Below are 16,832 nucleotides of genomic sequence, written 5' to 3' on the forward strand. Positions count from 1 at the left end.
CTTTTGGTTTTAAAAGAAAAAAGAGAAGCAATTAATTTAAGTTTAAGCTCTTGCTGCGCATAGTTTTTTTACATTCTAATGGATTTTATGGATAAGTCTTGCTTTGGAATGCCTATAACATTTTAAAAAGGCCTTATCCATAGAAGGATGCGTTGAATGACTGATAATGTTTCCAGTGCTAACGGCATTTATTTTTTTGTGCCGTAAAAGTGAAAGATTGTCATTTCAGGCGGTGATACAAGCCATGTAAGCCTCTTGTACACATGAAGTTTTTTTAGAAGTGGGAGGTTATGAGGCTTGTTCGTAGAGTTTTATGTGAATTAAAATCACATGAGCGGTCATCAAGTGAGACCAGCCCAATAAGAATCCAGGTTATTTAAAGACAAAACCTCTCACTGACCTTCTTTTTTAAGGAAAGGTTCAAAATTTTGTTTTTATCTTTCTTGTCTATGATTTTTTACTCAAAACTCCTTTTAAAGGCTCCATAATAAAAAATTTTAAAATAGCAAAATCTTATCAAGTAAGGCTAAAAAAAGCTGTTGAACAATCTATCTTATTTCCAATAAGCTAACTTCTTATAATCAAGATTATATAGGTGCTATTTTCATCGTCTTAACTTTAGATAAGATATAAATACAGCAATTGAGCGATTTCTATGTCAGTGATATATTAATTTTATTTTTATCTTACAAAATCAATGGTTGTATATATTTCTATTCATTGTTAAGTATCCACAAGGACAAACTAATAAGTTGACTGTACAGCGTAACTTATAAAAATTTTGCTTTTCAATTTTGTGCATAAGATCATAAATTAATGAAGTTTTTTGCGCTTATTATGTTTAATTTTTCGTTGTTAATTTTATTGAAGAAGTTGTTTTCTTGTTTCATCTCGTTATTACTTTTTCGTAATTTGAAGGAAAATTGACGATTTTCAGGGGGATGGATAGAGTAAAGTTTTGTTTTACTGTTTTCACTTTTCCTAAATTTCACTAAGAGATAGTTAAAAGTGATGAGGAGGCTCTATTAATGGATGATGCTAAAAACGGTGCTGCCGATGTTTTGGAAAAACAAGCAGCATTTTTGTCGTCTGCTTTACCTTATATGCAAAAATACGAAAATGAGACGGTCGTGGTAAAATATGGCGGTCATGCTATGGGTGATCCTGCTTTGGGGCGAGCATTTGCACGTGATATTGCTCTATTAAAGCAATCGGGGATTAATCCTGTTGTTGTTCATGGTGGAGGGCCTCAGATTGCTAAAATTTTAATGAAAATGGGGATTGAATCACGCTTTGAAAACGGCTTACGGGTAACCGATGAACGGATCGTTGAAGTGGTTGAAATGGTTTTGGCAGGTTCCATCAACAAGGAGATTGTTGCACTCATCAATGCTGAGGGGGAATGGGCAATAGGGTTATGCGGAAAGGATGGCAATATGGTTTTTGCCGAAAAGGCTTACAGAACTGTCATTGATCCTGATTCGCATATTGAACGTGTTTTAGATTTGGGATTCGTTGGTGAGCCTATTGAAGTTGATCGTACATTACTGGATCTATTAGCGTGTTCTGAAATGATACCAGTTCTTGCTCCTGTAGCTCCAGGTCGGGATGGCAAAACCTATAATATTAATGCTGATATTTTTGCTGGAGCTATTGCTGGTGCATTAGAGGCCAAACGTCTTTTATTTCTTACTGATGTTCCTGGTGTTTTGGATAAACAGGGTAAACTTTTAAAAGAGTTGACAGTTTCTGAAGCTGAGAAACTTATCAAAAATGGAACAATTTCAGGAGGCATGATTCCAAAAGTAGAGACTTGTGTGAAAGCCCTTCAAAATGGTGTGGAAGGTGTTGTCATTTTGAATGGAAAAACCCCTCATTCTGTTTTACTAGAGCTGTTTACTGAACAGGGAGTTGGAACGCTTATTGTTTCATAAATTGTGCGGAAAATTGGAGGAGAAGGTCTTTCATGACGAATAACAAACAGTTTAAATATCCTTTATTAAGCAAACCAGAATTGGCAATATTTGCTGCAACGATATTGTGGGGGATTACATTTTTAGTGGTTCACATCGCGATGCGCTATAGCGGTCCTCTGTTTTTTGTTGGATTCCGCTTTATCGTTGCATCATTGATATGTGGAGCAATTTTTTGGCGCTCTATAAAAGGTATAACTGTTTATGAAGTTTTCGCTGGGATGGCAATTGGTTTATCCATGTTTTTAGGTTATGCTTTTCAAGCAGCTGGACTTCAAACAATTATTAGTAGTCAGTCGGCTTTTATCACAGCGCTTTATGTTCCAATGGTTCCAATCTTGCAATGGATTGTTTTTAAAAAACCTCCCCGTTTTGCCTGTTGGGTTGGTATTGTTTTTGCTTTTATTGGGCTTGTACTTGTTTCAGGACAAAAGCCAGGAAGTTTTGATTTTTCAAAAGGTGAAATTTTGACTTTATTAGGTGCTTTAGCGATTGCTGGAGAAGTCATACTCATCGGAATTTTTGCCAACAAGGTTGATAGTCGGCGTGTGACCATTATCCAGTTGTTTTTTAGTGGTTTTTTTTCATTTTCTTGTATGCCTTTGATGGGTGAAAGCATTCCTGAATTTTCCTTGGTATGGTTTAGTATTGGTATGGGATTAGCATTAATGAGTGCTATTATTCAATTGGCGATGAATTGGGCACAAAAGTCTATTTCCCCTACGCGTGCAACACTCATTTATGCAGGTGAACCGGTATGGGCTGGTATCGTTGGGCGCTTGGCTGGAGAACATTTATCTCCTTTAGCTTTATTGGGCGGTTTGCTTATTCTGATTGGGATCATTGTTGCTGAATTACAACCTTCACAATGGCGTAAAAAAAATAAAGCAATTGAAAAAAATTGATTAGCGATGCACCTTTCCTATGATGTTTTTATTGCATGTTTTTTTTCTTGCGAATTTTATCGAAAGTTTAAGTAATATACACGTCACAAGCGGATGAGCCATGTGAGTTAAGACTCCATAAGAAAGGCATGCCTCCTCTAAATTCTTTCAAATGTTAAGGAGCATCGAAACATTGGAGGTTGGCAAAGTGTGTGGTGGAACACGTACCGGCTTAACCAGCCGATGAGTGATCAAACAAGATGCAAAAAGATTATTTTAGTTCCTTTAGTATTTAATTTAGTAAACAAAAGCCTTATTTTTTTAAGTGATGAGAAGTTCATGTTTTGAGAAGCTTTTTGGGTTAATATTCTTTTGAAAGGTTCTCGATAGGACATAATTGGTCTTTGCGTTTTGTGTTATTCTTTGCTAAATCGCCTTATATGACAATAGATCGTAATTATATTCGTAATTTTTCCATCGTGGCACATATTGATCACGGCAAGTCCACTTTAGCGGATCGTTTGATTCAAATGACAGGAGGGCTTGACACACGTGAGATGAAGGAACAAGTGCTCGATTCCATGGATATTGAGCGTGAACGTGGAATTACTATTAAAGCACAAACAGTACGTTTACACTATAAAGCACAGGATGGTGAGACCTATATTTTAAATCTTATGGATACACCTGGTCATGTGGATTTTGCTTATGAGGTTTCGCGGTCATTAGCAGCTTGTGAAGGTTCTCTATTGGTTGTAGATGCAAGCCAAGGGGTGGAGGCACAAACGTTGGCAAATGTTTATCAAGCCATTGATAATTCCCATGAATTGGTTGTTGTACTCAATAAAGTTGATCTTCCAGCAGCAGAACCTGAGCGTGTTAAAGAACAAATTGAAGATGTGATAGGCATCGATACCTCTGAGGCCGTAGAAATATCAGCAAAAACAGGTTTGGGTGTCTCTAATGTTTTGGAGGCAATTGTTACACAATTACCACCTCCACGTACAGGCGATAGTGCAAGTCCCTTGAAGGCAATGTTGGTTGATAGCTGGTATGATGCATATCTTGGCGTCATCGTTTTGGTGCGAGTCATTGATGGTGTGTTAAAAAAAGGCCAAACCATTCGTATGATGGGGACAGGGGCAAAATATCCTGTTGAGCGTGTTGGGGTGTTTACACCTAAAATGGTGCAGGTTGATGAATTAGGACCAGGTGAGATTGGTTTTATCACTGCTTCTATCAAAGAGGTTGCCGATACACGGGTTGGCGATACGATTACTGAAGAGCGTCGCCCTTGTGAAAATGCTTTGCCTGGTTTTAAGCCTGCGCAACCCGTTGTCTTTTGTGGACTTTTTCCAATTGATGCTGCCGATTTTGATGATTTGCGTGCAGCCATGGGCAAATTACGCTTAAATGATGCGAGTTTTTCTTTTGAAATGGAAACATCTGCGGCTTTGGGGTTTGGTTTTCGGTGTGGTTTTTTAGGACTTCTTCATCTTGAAATTATTCAAGAGCGGTTAGAACGCGAATTTAATTTGGATTTAATCGCGACAGCACCCTCGGTTGTTTATCGTATGAATATGAATGATGGTTCTGTTAAAGAGTTGCACAATCCAGCAGATATGCCTGATGTGGTTAAAATTTCTTCTATCGAAGAACCATGGATCCGAGCGACAATCATGACTCCTGATAACTATCTTGGGTCAATTTTAGAGCTGTGCCAAGAGCGGCGTGGAATACAGGTTGGTTTATCCTATGTTGGAACGCGTGCTATGGTGACATATGATTTACCACTCAATGAAGTTGTTTTTGATTTTTATGATCGCTTAAAATCGATCTCAAAGGGGTATGCTTCTTTTGATTATCAGATGAGGGATTATGCCGAGGGGGATTTAGTTAAAATGTCTATTTTGGTGAATGGAGAGCCTATAGATGCATTATCGATGCTTGTGCACCGCACGATTGCGGAAAAGCGCGGGCGTTCCATGTGTGAAAAACTAAAAGATCTTATTCCCCAACATATGTTTCAGATTCCAATTCAAGCGGCTATTGGTGGTAAAGTGATAGCGCGCGAAACAATTCGCGCTTTGCGTAAAGATGTAACAGCAAAATGTTACGGGGGCGATGTGACGCGTAAGCGCAAACTGTTGGAAAAGCAAAAAGAAGGTAAAAAACGGATGCGCCAATTTGGAAAGGTAGAAATTCCTCAGTCAGCTTTTATTCAAGCGCTTAAAATGAATAAATAATGAAAAAAGGCATATTTCCTCATTAGATTGCGCTTTTGCATTTGTCGATTTGTTTAGGTTCTTAAAGAGTGCTTCTTAAATGGCAATTTCTCAGTCCTCACGCTTTTAGATAGAGTATCTTTTCATTGTTTCATGTTGCTCACGTAAAACAGAATGCTTTAAACAAAATACATTTGTGTTGCATATAAGCGCGTTTGTCTTAAGAGAAATATCTCTCAACACACCCGCGTCCATTTCACAATGGTGTTCGTAAGGATAATGGCTAAAGCCCCCCTGAATGCCATAAAAATCATTTGGCACAACCATTTTTACACATCATAAAGACGCGTATTGCTATCATTACACTTTTTACCCATACACTTCTTACGTTTGTGATGTGCAAGGAAATGAGAGCGATTAATTCAATATGCAAGAATTTGAAATGAGAGACTCCTTGTATTTGAGGGTGTTATTCAAGTTGAAAAACAATAAATGGCATTATAAATCAACATTGTGTCTAATCACGTAAAAGCTCATTAATGGATGTTTTCTCTCGTGTTTTTTGATCAACGCGTTTTACAATAACAGCACAATAAAGGTTTGGTCCTGCTTCACCATTAGGGAGTGGTTTTCCAGGAAGAGACCCCGGTACAACAACTGAATAGGCTGGTACTTCACCGATAAAAGTTTCACCTGTTGTACGATCAATAATCTTTGTAGATTTTCCAATAAAAACTCCCATTCCTAAAACAGCACCTTCACGAATAATACAGCCTTCAACAACTTCAGAGCGTGCACCAATAAAACAATGGTCTTCAATGATTGTTGGATTTGCTTGCAGAGGTTCCAAAACGCCACCAATACCAACACCACCAGAAAGATGAACATGTTTGCCAATTTGTGCACAAGAACCAACGGTTGTCCAGGTATCAACCATTGTTCCTTCATCGACAAAAGCACCAAGATTGATAAAGGATGGCATGAGTATGACGTTTGGTGCAATATAGGCAGAATGGCGTGCAATGGCTCCAGGAACGGAACGAAACCCCGCTTTTTGAAAATCATTTTCTTTCCAAGTAGAAAATTTTGAAGGAACTTTATCCCACCAAAATGTTCCATTGATTCCACCAGTAATAATTTGCATTGGGTTTAGCCGAAAAGAGAGCAAAACAGCTTTTTTCAACCATTGGTGAACATGCCATTGTCCATTTTTTTGCCGTTCTGCAACACGGATTTCTCCTTTATCAAGAAGGTTCAATATGTGTTCGACACTCTCACGAATTTCCCCCTTTGTGGTAGTATTGATAGAATCACGATCATCAAATGCTTTTTCGATAATGATTTCAAGTTGTGTGAGATGGGTCATGATGAGAGTTCCGTTAAACAAGTTGAAAGCTTCAAGATTTATTCTCTATGACCTACGCGAAGAAATGTTTTCAGTCAATAAAACGATGAGAAAGTAGGACATGTGCATGAAAAAAGGCTGTAAAGAAAAAAGAAAAGAAGAACAAGAAAATTGGACCCCACTTCTTCATACAAGGGAAGCTCTCCAACAGATCCATAAAGTTTCTAATTCAGCACAAATGTGTTCACCTACCTATCGTTTAGCCTATATCGATCAAGATTTTATGATGCGTCCAGAACTGCGCTCACAACGTATTGGTCTTGAATTTTTAAAGCCGGAAATAACATTACAAGAATATAATATTCAATCAACAGTTGTTTTGTTTGGTGGTGCGCGTATTCCTGAACCCGGGCAAGTAGCGTGGGCTGCAAAAAATGAAACACAAAAGAAAAACTTGCATGCTATGTCGCATTATTACGATGAAGCAAGAGAATTTGCACGTTTGTGTTCTCTCTATTCGGCAAAAACAGAATATCGTGAATTTGTGGTTGTTACAGGGGGCGGACCAGGGATCATGGAAGCAGGAAATCGTGGCGCTTGTGATGTTGGTGCCCCAACGGTTGGCTTGAATATTATTTTACCGCATGAGCAAGAGCCTAATTCATATGTATCTCCGCATTTGTGTTTCAATTTTCATTATTTGGGGATGCGAAAAATGCATTTTTTAGTACGGGCAAAAGCATTAGCTATTTTCCCTGGAGGATTTGGGACTTTGGATGAGTTGTTTGAAACGTTAACCTTAATACAAACAGGACGTATGAAACAGGTACCAATTTTATTGTTTGGCAAAGAATTTTGGAGCAATGCGGTCAATTTTGAATATTTAGCTTCGCAAGGCACAATCTCTCCTACGGATGTTAATTTGGTAAAATTTGTCAATACAGCAGCAGAAGCTTTCAAAGAAATTCGTTCTTTTTACAAACTTCCTTAATTGCTCTTTAAGAAGGAACTTTGCAGGATAATTAATATTCTACTTTTGTTAAATAAAGTCCTGAAGGGGGGGCAACAACACCACAACGTTTACGGTCTTTAGCATGAAGAGCTGCTTCAAGATCTTGAGCTGTCCAACGTCCAATCCCCACTTCCATGAGGCTTCCTGCGAATGAACGGATTTGATGATGAAGAAAAGAGCGGGCTCGCGCATAAAGGAAGATTTCTTCACCTTCTCTTTGAACATCGAGGCATTCAAGGGTCCGAATAGGGCTTTTGGCTTGGCAATGTGCTGAACGGAAAGTTGTAAAATCATGTTGTCCTACAAGCTTTTGAGCGGCTTCATGCATAGCTTCAGCATCAAGAGGCTTTGGCAACCACCACACACGTTTGGCATTTAAGGCTGGTGGAGAGCGACGATTGAGAATTTTAAAAAGATAATAGCGTTTGATAGCAGAAAATCGTGCATCAAAGTTATCAGGGACATTTTCTACGTTTAAGATTGAAATGGCTTCCCCCTGTTGACGTAAAAGAGCATTAAGCGCATCCCGTACAGTATATGAAGGCCAATTTTTTATGAAATCAACATGGGCAACTTGTCCCGTAGCATGCACCCCAGCATCCGTTCGCCCCGCTGTTGTAATAGTTAATTGTTGTCCACTAAAGCGAAAAATCACCTGTTCAAGAGCTCCTTGTATTGTGTGAAGCTCTGCTTGACGCTGCCAGCCAGCATAATTTGATCCATCATATTCAAGAGTAAGTTTAAAACGTGGCATATCAAAAAACAGCAGAAATATGAGCACCTCGCAAAAAGGTTGTGCTCTCAAGGACTTTACCACCAGATCTTTGCAGATGGGTTATTTCAAGGCGCCCTTGTCCACAATGGACAATCAAAGAATTTGGTTCTATTCGACCAATTTCAAGAGAAGGACCAGTTATTAAACGACTTCCAAGAATTTTTATGCGTTCTTCTTGTCCCACTATATTCATGTTACACCAGCAACCAGGAAAGGGAGAGAGTGCGCGGATATATCGATGAATAAATTCAGCAGATTTTGTCCAATCAATGCGGGTTTCTTCCTTTTTGATTTTGGCAGCATAGGTGATGCCTTCTTCTGATTGGGGGGTCAGTTTGAGTTGTCCTTTTTCTAAAATTGATAGAGCTTCTATCATAAGTTCTGCGCCGATATATGAAAGCTTGTTTGAAAGATCAGCAGTAGTGGTGCTATCAGTGATGGGAATAGAGCGTGAAAGGGCAATAGGCCCTGTATCAAGCCCTTCATCCATTTTCATAATCATCATTCCGGTTTTCTTATCCCCAGCCATAATTGCACGCTGAATAGGTGCAGCACCACGCCAGCGTGGTAAAAGCGAAGCATGGGCATTAAAACATCCAAAACGCGGTGTTTCAAGAATAGCTTTTGGTAAGAGGAGTCCATAGGCAACCACAACAGCAGCATCAACACAAAGTGCTGCAAATTGGGCTTGCTGTTCGGCTGTTTTGAGTGTTTGAGGTGTGAATACGGGAATAGATTTTTCTTCTGCTGCATTTTGCACAGGTGAGGGAATGAGTTTAAGACCACGACGTCCTGCTGGGCGAGGAGGTTGACTATAAACGGCAACAACATCATGACCCGCATCCAACAAAGCATGCAAAACGGGAACAGAAAAACTGGGTGTTCCCATAAAACTCAACCGTAATGCCATTACAAAATTGCTTCCTGAGTATTTTTTTCTTTTGCGCGTTTTTTAAATTTTCGTATCACCATATCACGTTTGATTTTTGAGATATAATCAATAAAAAGACGCCCATCTAAATGATCCATTTCATGCTGTAAGCAAGTTGCCAACAGATCATCTGCTTCAATTTCTGTCTGTTTCCCTTCACGGTTTTGATAGCGAACACGCAGGCGTTTAGGACGTTCAACTTCTGCAAAATAGTCAGGAATAGAAAGACAGCCTTCTTTGTAAATATTACGTTCTTCTGAAAGCCATAGAATTTCTGGATTGATAATGACAAGCGGATTTTTCGGTTCTTCATTTGGAGAGATATCCATAACTAACATGCGCAGTGGTATACCAATCTGAATAGCAGCAAGACCAATGCCTTTAGCACGATACATGGTCTCCAACATATCATCTGCAAGCTTTTGGAGGGCTGCATCAAAATGCTCGATAGGTTTGGATATTTCCCGTAAAATTGGATCTGGTAAAGTAACTAAAGGTCTCATTGACATAAGGTACAGATTAATCAATGCTTGTGTATGGGTCAATATTGAATAACAAATTCTTACGCTTTTTTACGATGAGGGCGTTATATTACTTCTCATGTTTGATTCGTTTTTTTCTTTTATACTTGCTGATGAGTCTTTTACGAAATTGAGTGTTCTTCTTTTATTGATACTCGTTTGCTTAGCATTTTTTATGTTAATTTATTCTCATCGGAAAAAGGCACTTTTGGAAAGTGAAGTTGCCAAGCGTGCTCGTGAGGCACAAGAGCAGATGGCTATTTTGCTCAAAACACAAGCTGAAATGCAAGGGCGCATGCAAACGATGGCGGAAATTTTTGGTCAACGGCAAGCTGAATTGAATAAATCACTCAGTGAGAAACTCAATGGCATGACAGCCAATATAGGTCAAACACTTCAGGTACAGACCAAATCTACTTATGAAAATTTGAATCGTTTGCAAGAGCGTTTAGCTGTGATTGATGCGGCACAAAATAATATTCAATCACTAACCGGACAAGTTGTTCAGTTGCAGTCTATTTTAAGCAATAAGCAGACACGGGGGACTTTTGGTCAGGGGCGGATGGAAGCTATTATTGCCGATGCCTTACCAACAAATGCTTATGTTTTTCAGGCAGTTCTTTCCAATGGAAAGCGCCCAGATTGTCTTATTCATATGCCCAATAAAGCACCGTCTCTGGTTGTGGATGCTAAATTCCCTCTGGAGGCTTGGAATGCTCTGCGTAAAGCTGCATCAGAGCAAGAGCGCCAAGAGGCAGAACGCCAATTTCGTACCGATATGGAAGTCCATATCCGTGATATTGCGCAAAAATATTTAATTCCTGGAGAAACCCATGACACCGCTTTTCTTTTTGTACCGTCGGAATCGATTTTTGCAACAATTTATGAAGATTTTGAGCCATTGGTACAAAAAGCCAATAGAGCCCATGTAATTATTGTTTCACCGTCTTTGTTGATGCTCTCTGTTCAAGTTGTTCAAACCATTATGAAAGATGCACGGATGCGTGAACAAGCGCATTTAATTCAATCAGAAGTAGCAAAATTAATGGAAGATTTTGGACGAATGGATATACGTGTTCGGGCACTACAGAAGCACTTTCACAAAGCAGGTGAAGATATAGAAGGAATTTTAATATCGTCCTCCAAAATTATGAAACGGGCAAATCGCATTGAAACTGTCGAATTAAAAGAAAATTACTCTGAATCAACAAAAATAACAACATCGGCTCAGTCGCAAACATTGCGTTTGGTTGATGACGAATAAAGCAAAGCAAGCTTCTGAACGATGATAAGTTCAGATCATGTTCTTTATTGATTGGTAATAATTTTTTAGTATCTCTATCTTGTTTTATTTCTAAAACGAGAGGAATAGGGAATATGCGACACCTTTTGTTTTTAGGGGCACTGGTGTTTCTGCTAGGGGGGTGTGCAACAACCGCTCCCATCCACACAAACAACGCTTGCGCTATTTTAGCACAAAAAAATGGTTTTTTTGATAATTGGGGGAAGGCATCTCAAAGCGCAGAAAGACGCTATGGAATTCCTATGCCGATTATTCTTGCAACCATTAATATGGAATCAAGTTTTCGTCACAATGCACGTCCTCCACGAAAAAAACTACTTGGTTTTATTCCATGGAAGCGTCGATCGACAGCTTATGGTTATTCTCAAGCGCTTGATAGTACATGGGCAATGTATCTTCGCTCTACGGGGAGGTCTTTTGCATGGCGTACCAATTTTGCAGATGCTGCTGATTTTGTTGCTTGGTATCATCGCCAAAGTGTTCGACGCAATGGGGTGAGGTTTGATGATGCCTATAGCCTTTATTTAAATTATCATATGGGGCATGGTGCTTATGCGCGGAGTGGTGGATATGTTAATCCTGCACTTTCACAGGCAGCACAGCGCATGGCAAGGATGTCTAAGCTCTATGAACAGCAATTAAAAAGATGTGGATGGTATTAGGGAAGATTTTTGAAAATCTCAATTAAGGAACTGATGGGATAAAATTAATTTGAGAGAAAAATTTCTTATGGAGTGATACGATAAAGTCGTTTGTCCGATTGTCGAATGAAATAAATTGTTATTTTTTTTAATAAACTAAAATGACAGAAAGCTTTTGCAAGACACAATGCATTTGAAGATGCTCTCGATATTTTTTCCCCTTTGTTTGAAAAATTTACAATGGACACAATCTTCCATTTGGCGCTAGCTTTTGAATCTGGTCAAAATACTAGAGAGTGCTGAAGAAAAATTCTAAAATATAATATTGCTTTTTATTGTCATAAAAGTAGAACTTACAATCCAACAAACAATTAAAAGAGCATTATAAAAACGTTAAAATACAGGCTACACAGAACCAGAGGAAAGGTTACAAGGCACATAAACTCCCCAAATTGATTCTTCTTAATAGAAGAGCTGGTTCTTTTGGTGGAGCTAAGCGGGATCGAACCGCTGACCTCTTGCATGCCATGCAAGCGCTCTCCCAGCTGAGCTATAGCCCCTAAAAACAAATTATTCCCAAAAAGATAGTCTATAATTCCAATTTTTTTAAAACGATAAAAATTGAAGATCAAGAAGAATTTGCATTCAACGGAAAAGATATTTTCTTTTACTTCTTCTAAGAATCGTCATCATTAGAAACGCCGCCTCCGAGAATATCGGTAACGTCATCATCCTCATCGTCCTCATCGTGAGATAAAAATGTATCATCATCATCACCAAGATCAACATCACTATCTTCCAAATCAGGCAGATCGTCATCTTTAGAACCATCATCATCCTCTTCAAGAAGCATAAAAGCAGACTTTTCAAGTGCTGTATCAAGCTCTTCAGTATCCACTTCTTCTTCATTGTTTGCTTCAGCTGCTGCAACCTCAAAATAAGAACGCGGATAAGAGATTCCTGTATAAGGTGATACAATAGGGTCGCGATTTAGATCGTAAAATTTTTTTCCTGTTTCTGGATCAACACGTTTCGTTCCAAGTTCCTGTTTTGCCATAAACCGTGCCTCTTTGATTTATTTTATTCCATTAAAAGATAAATTTTATGGTGCTTAATCGAAAAATAATGCCTTTGTCAAAGATAAATACATTGTTCCACGTAGATTTTTTCATGACGCCCTTTAAAGCATGTGCTAAAGAATGCATAATTTCATACAATTTAGATAGAATTAAATAGAATTTCCATGCAAAAAGCAATCCCTATAACTGCCTATAAATCGAGTAGTCTCTCTGGAAAAATTCGAATACCAGGAGATAAGTCAATTTCCCACCGCTCTCTTATACTGGGAGGGTTAGCAAATGGTGAAACATATATCCACGGATTACTTGAAAGCGCTGATGTGCTCAATACAGCTGCTGCTATGCAGGCTATGGGTGCCTATATGATTAAGAAAGATGACTGCTGGGTCGTACGAGGAACAGGGAATGGTTGTCTCTTAGCCGCACAAAAACCTTTAGACTTTGGAAACGCAGGAACAGGTGCCCGTTTGGTTATGGGAATGGTTGGGCCCTATCATATGAAAACAACTTTTATGGGTGATGCTTCTCTCTCTAAACGTCCTATGGGACGTATCCTTGATCCACTGCGTCTTATGGGGGTGGAAATTGAGGCAACAGATGGCGATCACCTTCCTTTAACGCTTTATGGTCCCAAAATGGCTAATCCGATTCGCTATCGTGTCCCAATAGCTTCCTCCCAAGTTAAATCGGCAGTTCTCCTTGCTGGACTGAATACCGCTGGCATTACAACGGTTATTGAACCGGTTCTCACGCGTGATCATACGGAAAAAATGTTAAAAGCATTCGGTGCTCAACTTGAAATAGAAAGAGATAAAGAAGGTACGCGTTTGATTCATCTTAATGGTTTCCCCCATCTTACTGGACAAACGATTCATATTCCCGGAGATCCTTCTTCTGCTGCTTTTCCACTGGTTGCAGCCCTTCTTGTAGAAGATTCTGATATCACTATTGAAAATGTTTTGATAAACAATTCTCGAATAGGACTTATCGAAACATTGTGGGAAATGGGCGCTCAAATTGAATTTTTGAATCAACGCCAAACAGGTGGAGAAGATGTTGCCGATCTACGGATAAAATCATCGATCTTAAAAGGTGTTACTGTGCCGAAGGAACGTGCTCCATCGATGATTGATGAATATCCTGCTTTGGCGGTTGCGGCAGCCTTTGCAGAAGGCAAAACAGTGATGCTAGGAATTGAAGAATTGCGTGTTAAAGAATCAGATCGGCTGTCTGCTGTTGCTCAAGGATTAAAAATTAATTGCGTAGACTGTGAAGAAGGTCAAGATTTTCTCGTTGTTTATGGGAAAGGTTCTGCTAAAGGTTTGGGGGGTGGACATGTTACCACACATCTTGATCACCGAATTGCTATGTGCTTTCTCATTTTTGGGCTTGTATCAGAAAAACCTGTTACCATTGATGATAAACGAATGATTGCTACGAGTTTTCCGGAATTTATTCCTTTTATAAAACAACTTGGGGGGAAAATCGCTTGAAGCCTTTTGTTATTGCCATTGATGGACCTGCTGCCTCAGGCAAAGGAACCTTAGCTCGCAAAATTGCTGCACATTATCATCTTCATCATTTAGATACAGGGCTTACTTATCGTGGTGTTGCTCATGCGCTTTTACAACAAAAATTGGCTCTTAATGATGAAAAAAATGCTATCATTTGTGCGAATGAACTTGATTTTAATAGCTTAAATCCTGCTCTCCTTTCTTCTCATGAACTTGGTGAAGTGGCTTCAAAAATAGCGATTAACCCTGCTGTACGCAAAATTCTTGTCGAAAAACAACGTAATTTTGCCAAAACTTTACCTGGAAGTGTGCTCGATGGAAGAGATATTGGTACAATCGTTTGTCCTGATGCCGATATCAAGTTTTATGTTCTAGCCAATGTTCAGATACGTGCCAAACGTCGCTACCAAGAAATTTTAGAAAAGGGGGGGCAAGCAAATTATCATGAAATTCTTAGCGATCTTGAACAGCGAGATGGTCGCGATATAACGCGCAAACAAAGTCCGCTAAAACCTGCAAAAAACGCCCACTTGCTTGATACGTCAGAATTGAGTATAGAAGCAGCATTTGCAATTGCATGTACTTTTATTGATCCAATCATAAAAATGCATATAATTGGATAAATTCATCAAGGCGGCTCCCAGCCTAGCGCTAACTTTTCTTCCTTTATTCAAGGAAAAAGGCTAAGGGGCTGCCCATGTTAACACTAACCTAGCGCTCATACCTCATGAAGAATAAGGTATATATTAGGAGTTCTTATGTCACAATACAATCCCACAACAGCGGATTTTGAAGCCCTTTTAACAGAATCTTTTCAAACCAATGATCTTAATGAAGGATCTGTTGTTAAAGGTCGTGTTATTGCAATCGAAAAAGACATGGCCATTATTGATGCTGGACTTAAAGTCGAAGGACGTATTCCTCTCAAAGAATTTGGAGCTAAAGCAAAAGATGGTTCTTTGCAAGTTGGCGATGAAGTTGAGGTTTATATTGAACGCATTGAAAATGCGATGGGCGAAGCTGTTTTATCGCGTGAAAAAGCGCGGCGCGAAGAAAGTTGGGTCCGTTTAGAGGAAAAGTTCAATGCTGGTGCGCGTGTTGAGGGCGTTATCTTTAGCCAAGTAAAAGGTGGTTTCACAGTTGATCTTGATGGAGCGGTTGCTTTTTTGCCGCGCAGCCAAGTCGATATTCGTCCCATTCGTGATGTTTCACCTCTCATGCATAATGCACAATCTTTTGAAATTTTGAAGATGGATCGTCGTCGTGGCAATATTGTTGTCTCACGTCGTACTGTCTTAGAAGAAAGTCGCGCTGAGCAACGTTCAGAAATTGTACAAAATCTTGAAGAAAACCAAATCGTTGAAGGTGTGGTGAAAAATATCACAGATTATGGTGCTTTTGTTGACCTTGGTGGGATTGATGGTCTCTTACACGTTACAGATATGGCATGGCGGCGTGTAAACCACCCATCTGAAGTGCTTACAATTGGTCAAACGATTAAAGTTCAGATTATTCGCATTAATCAAGATACGCATCGTATTTCTCTTGGAATGAAACAGCTTGAAAGTGATCCTTGGGAAAGCATCAGTGTTCGCTATCCGATTGGTAAAAAAATTACGGGTGCTGTGACCAACATTACAGATTACGGTGGTTTTGTTGAAATTGAACCAGGGATTGAAGGACTGATCCATGTTTCTGAAATGAGCTGGACAAAGAAAAATGTTCACCCAGGAAAAATTCTGTCTACATCACAAGAAGTAGAAGTGGTTGTTCTTGAAATTGATCCTTCTAAACGGCGTATTTCTCTTGGCTTAAAGCAAACATTTGAAAATCCATGGGAAGCTTTTGCCAATAAATTTCCTGTCAATTCACAAATTGAGGGAGAGGTTAAAAATAAAACAGAATTTGGTCTGTTTATTGGGCTTGAAGGCGATGTTGACGGTATGGTTCATCTCTCTGATCTTGATTGGAACCGTCCTGGTGAACAAGTTATTGATACTTACAATAAAGGTGATATCGTTAAAGCTGTGGTCCTTGATGTTGACATTGAAAAAGAGCGTATTTCTCTTGGAATTAAGCAGCTTTCTAGTGATAAAGTTGGAGAAGCGGCTGCTTCTGGCGAATTGCGAAAAGGGGCTGTTGTAACCTGTGAAGTGATCGCTGTTAACGACAATGATATTGATGTGAAATTGATTGACCACAACCTTGAGACAACCATTCGGCGTGCTGATCTCGCGCGTGATCGTGATGAACAACGTCCTGAGCGTTTTGCAATTGGGCAAAAGGTTGATGCGCGCATCACAGCATTTGATAAAAAAACACGTAAAATTTCAGTATCAATCAAAGCATTAGAAATTGCAGAGGAAAAAGAAGCTGTTGCCCAATATGGTTCTACAGATTCAGGTGCTTCTCTTGGCGATATTCTCGGTGCAGCTTTGAAAAAACAAGAACAAGATTAATCATCAATCATTAACATTGATGGTATTATTAAGGTCACTCCCTAAAATGAGTGACCTTTTTATTTACTAAAAAAATTATTTTCTTATGTTTTAATTATTGCATTAAAAATTATTATAACTACTTGCAAATAAAAACAAAAAGTTTGTTTTTTGTTTATCAACGGTTCACT

14 protein-coding genes and 1 tRNA gene are annotated in these 16,832 nt (G+C 39.1%); 9 read left to right on the forward strand and 6 right to left on the reverse strand.

The annotated features are described in order from the left end of the window. The first annotated feature begins 1,028 nt into the window (after positions 1-1,028). From argB to lepA, 3 genes are all read left to right on the forward strand, one after another. Positions 1,029-1,934, forward strand: coding sequence for an acetylglutamate kinase (gene argB, locus T429_RS0103265; protein ID WP_005774398.1), 906 nt, complete (start codon positions 1,029-1,031; stop codon positions 1,932-1,934). Positions 1,935-1,966: 32 nt separating this feature from the next. Continuing rightward, positions 1,967-2,878, forward strand: a complete 912-nt coding sequence (locus tag T429_RS0103270) for a DMT family transporter (RefSeq protein ID WP_005774400.1) — start codon at positions 1,967-1,969, stop codon at positions 2,876-2,878. Between the two features lie 419 nt (positions 2,879-3,297). Then, complete coding sequence (gene lepA, locus T429_RS0103275; RefSeq protein ID WP_026500862.1) at positions 3,298-5,103, forward strand: translation elongation factor 4; 1,806 nt, start codon at positions 3,298-3,300, stop codon at positions 5,101-5,103. A gap of 496 nt (positions 5,104-5,599) precedes the next feature. On the opposite strand, the gene dapD is transcribed toward lepA, so the two are convergent. Then, on the reverse strand, positions 5,600-6,448 hold the full coding sequence (gene dapD / locus T429_RS0103280; protein ID WP_005774402.1) for a 2,3,4,5-tetrahydropyridine-2,6-dicarboxylate N-succinyltransferase: 849 nt from the start codon (positions 6,446-6,448) through the stop codon (positions 5,600-5,602). Between the two features lie 106 nt (positions 6,449-6,554). Between dapD and T429_RS0103285 the strand changes: the two genes are divergently transcribed. Then, positions 6,555-7,418, forward strand: coding sequence for an LOG family protein (locus tag T429_RS0103285; protein ID WP_005774403.1), 864 nt, complete (start codon positions 6,555-6,557; stop codon positions 7,416-7,418). Between the two features lie 31 nt (positions 7,419-7,449). On the opposite strand, the gene truA is transcribed toward T429_RS0103285, so the two are convergent. From truA to def, 3 genes are read right to left on the reverse strand one after another with little or no spacing between them, the layout of a single operon-like run. Then, positions 7,450-8,193, reverse strand: a complete 744-nt coding sequence (truA, locus tag T429_RS0103290) for a tRNA pseudouridine(38-40) synthase TruA (RefSeq protein WP_005774405.1) — start codon at positions 8,191-8,193, stop codon at positions 7,450-7,452. 1 nt (position 8,194) lies between these two features. Continuing rightward, positions 8,195-9,124 carry a methionyl-tRNA formyltransferase gene (fmt, locus tag T429_RS0103295; RefSeq protein ID WP_005774407.1) on the reverse strand — a complete coding sequence of 310 codons (930 nt, stop codon included), beginning with the start codon at positions 9,122-9,124 and terminating at the stop codon, positions 8,195-8,197. Further along, positions 9,124-9,654, reverse strand: coding sequence for a peptide deformylase (gene def, locus T429_RS0103300; RefSeq protein ID WP_005774408.1), 531 nt, complete (start codon positions 9,652-9,654; stop codon positions 9,124-9,126). Before def ends, fmt begins: the two co-directional genes overlap by 1 nt. A gap of 91 nt (positions 9,655-9,745) precedes the next feature. Between def and T429_RS0103305 the strand changes: the two genes are divergently transcribed. Both T429_RS0103305 and T429_RS0103310 read left to right on the forward strand, forming a co-directional pair. Then, on the forward strand, positions 9,746-10,930 hold the full coding sequence (locus T429_RS0103305; protein ID WP_005774410.1) for a DNA recombination protein RmuC: 1,185 nt from the start codon (positions 9,746-9,748) through the stop codon (positions 10,928-10,930). Positions 10,931-11,043: 113 nt separating this feature from the next. Then, positions 11,044-11,631: a transglycosylase SLT domain-containing protein gene (locus T429_RS0103310; RefSeq protein ID WP_005774411.1), complete on the forward strand. Its 588-nt coding sequence runs from the start codon at positions 11,044-11,046 to the stop codon at positions 11,629-11,631. A 463-nt stretch (positions 11,632-12,094) separates the two neighbouring features. On the opposite strand, the gene T429_RS0103315 is transcribed toward T429_RS0103310, so the two are convergent. Then, positions 12,095-12,170, reverse strand: a tRNA-Ala gene (locus T429_RS0103315). Between the two features lie 116 nt (positions 12,171-12,286). After that, positions 12,287-12,667, reverse strand: a complete 381-nt coding sequence (locus tag T429_RS0103320) for a TIGR02300 family protein (protein ID WP_005774412.1) — start codon at positions 12,665-12,667, stop codon at positions 12,287-12,289. A 186-nt stretch (positions 12,668-12,853) separates the two neighbouring features. Here T429_RS0103320 and aroA point away from each other — a divergent pair, with 186 nt between their 5' ends. The 3 genes from aroA to rpsA all read left to right on the forward strand — a co-directional run bounded on the left by aroA (position 12,854) and on the right by rpsA (position 16,662). Beyond that, on the forward strand, positions 12,854-14,182 hold the full coding sequence (gene aroA, locus T429_RS0103325; protein WP_005774413.1) for a 3-phosphoshikimate 1-carboxyvinyltransferase: 1,329 nt from the start codon (positions 12,854-12,856) through the stop codon (positions 14,180-14,182). Beyond that, positions 14,179-14,826: a (d)CMP kinase gene (cmk, locus tag T429_RS0103330; protein ID WP_005774414.1), complete on the forward strand. Its 648-nt coding sequence runs from the start codon at positions 14,179-14,181 to the stop codon at positions 14,824-14,826. Before aroA ends, cmk begins: the two co-directional genes overlap by 4 nt. Before the next feature lie 135 nt (positions 14,827-14,961). Further along, positions 14,962-16,662 carry a 30S ribosomal protein S1 gene (gene rpsA / locus T429_RS0103335; protein WP_005774415.1) on the forward strand — a complete coding sequence of 567 codons (1,701 nt, stop codon included), beginning with the start codon at positions 14,962-14,964 and terminating at the stop codon, positions 16,660-16,662. Positions 16,663-16,832: the final 170 nt, after the last annotated feature.

Source organism: Bartonella elizabethae F9251 = ATCC 49927 (genome assembly GCF_000518165.1).
Classification (GTDB): Bacteria; Pseudomonadota; Alphaproteobacteria; order Rhizobiales; family Rhizobiaceae; genus Bartonella; species Bartonella elizabethae.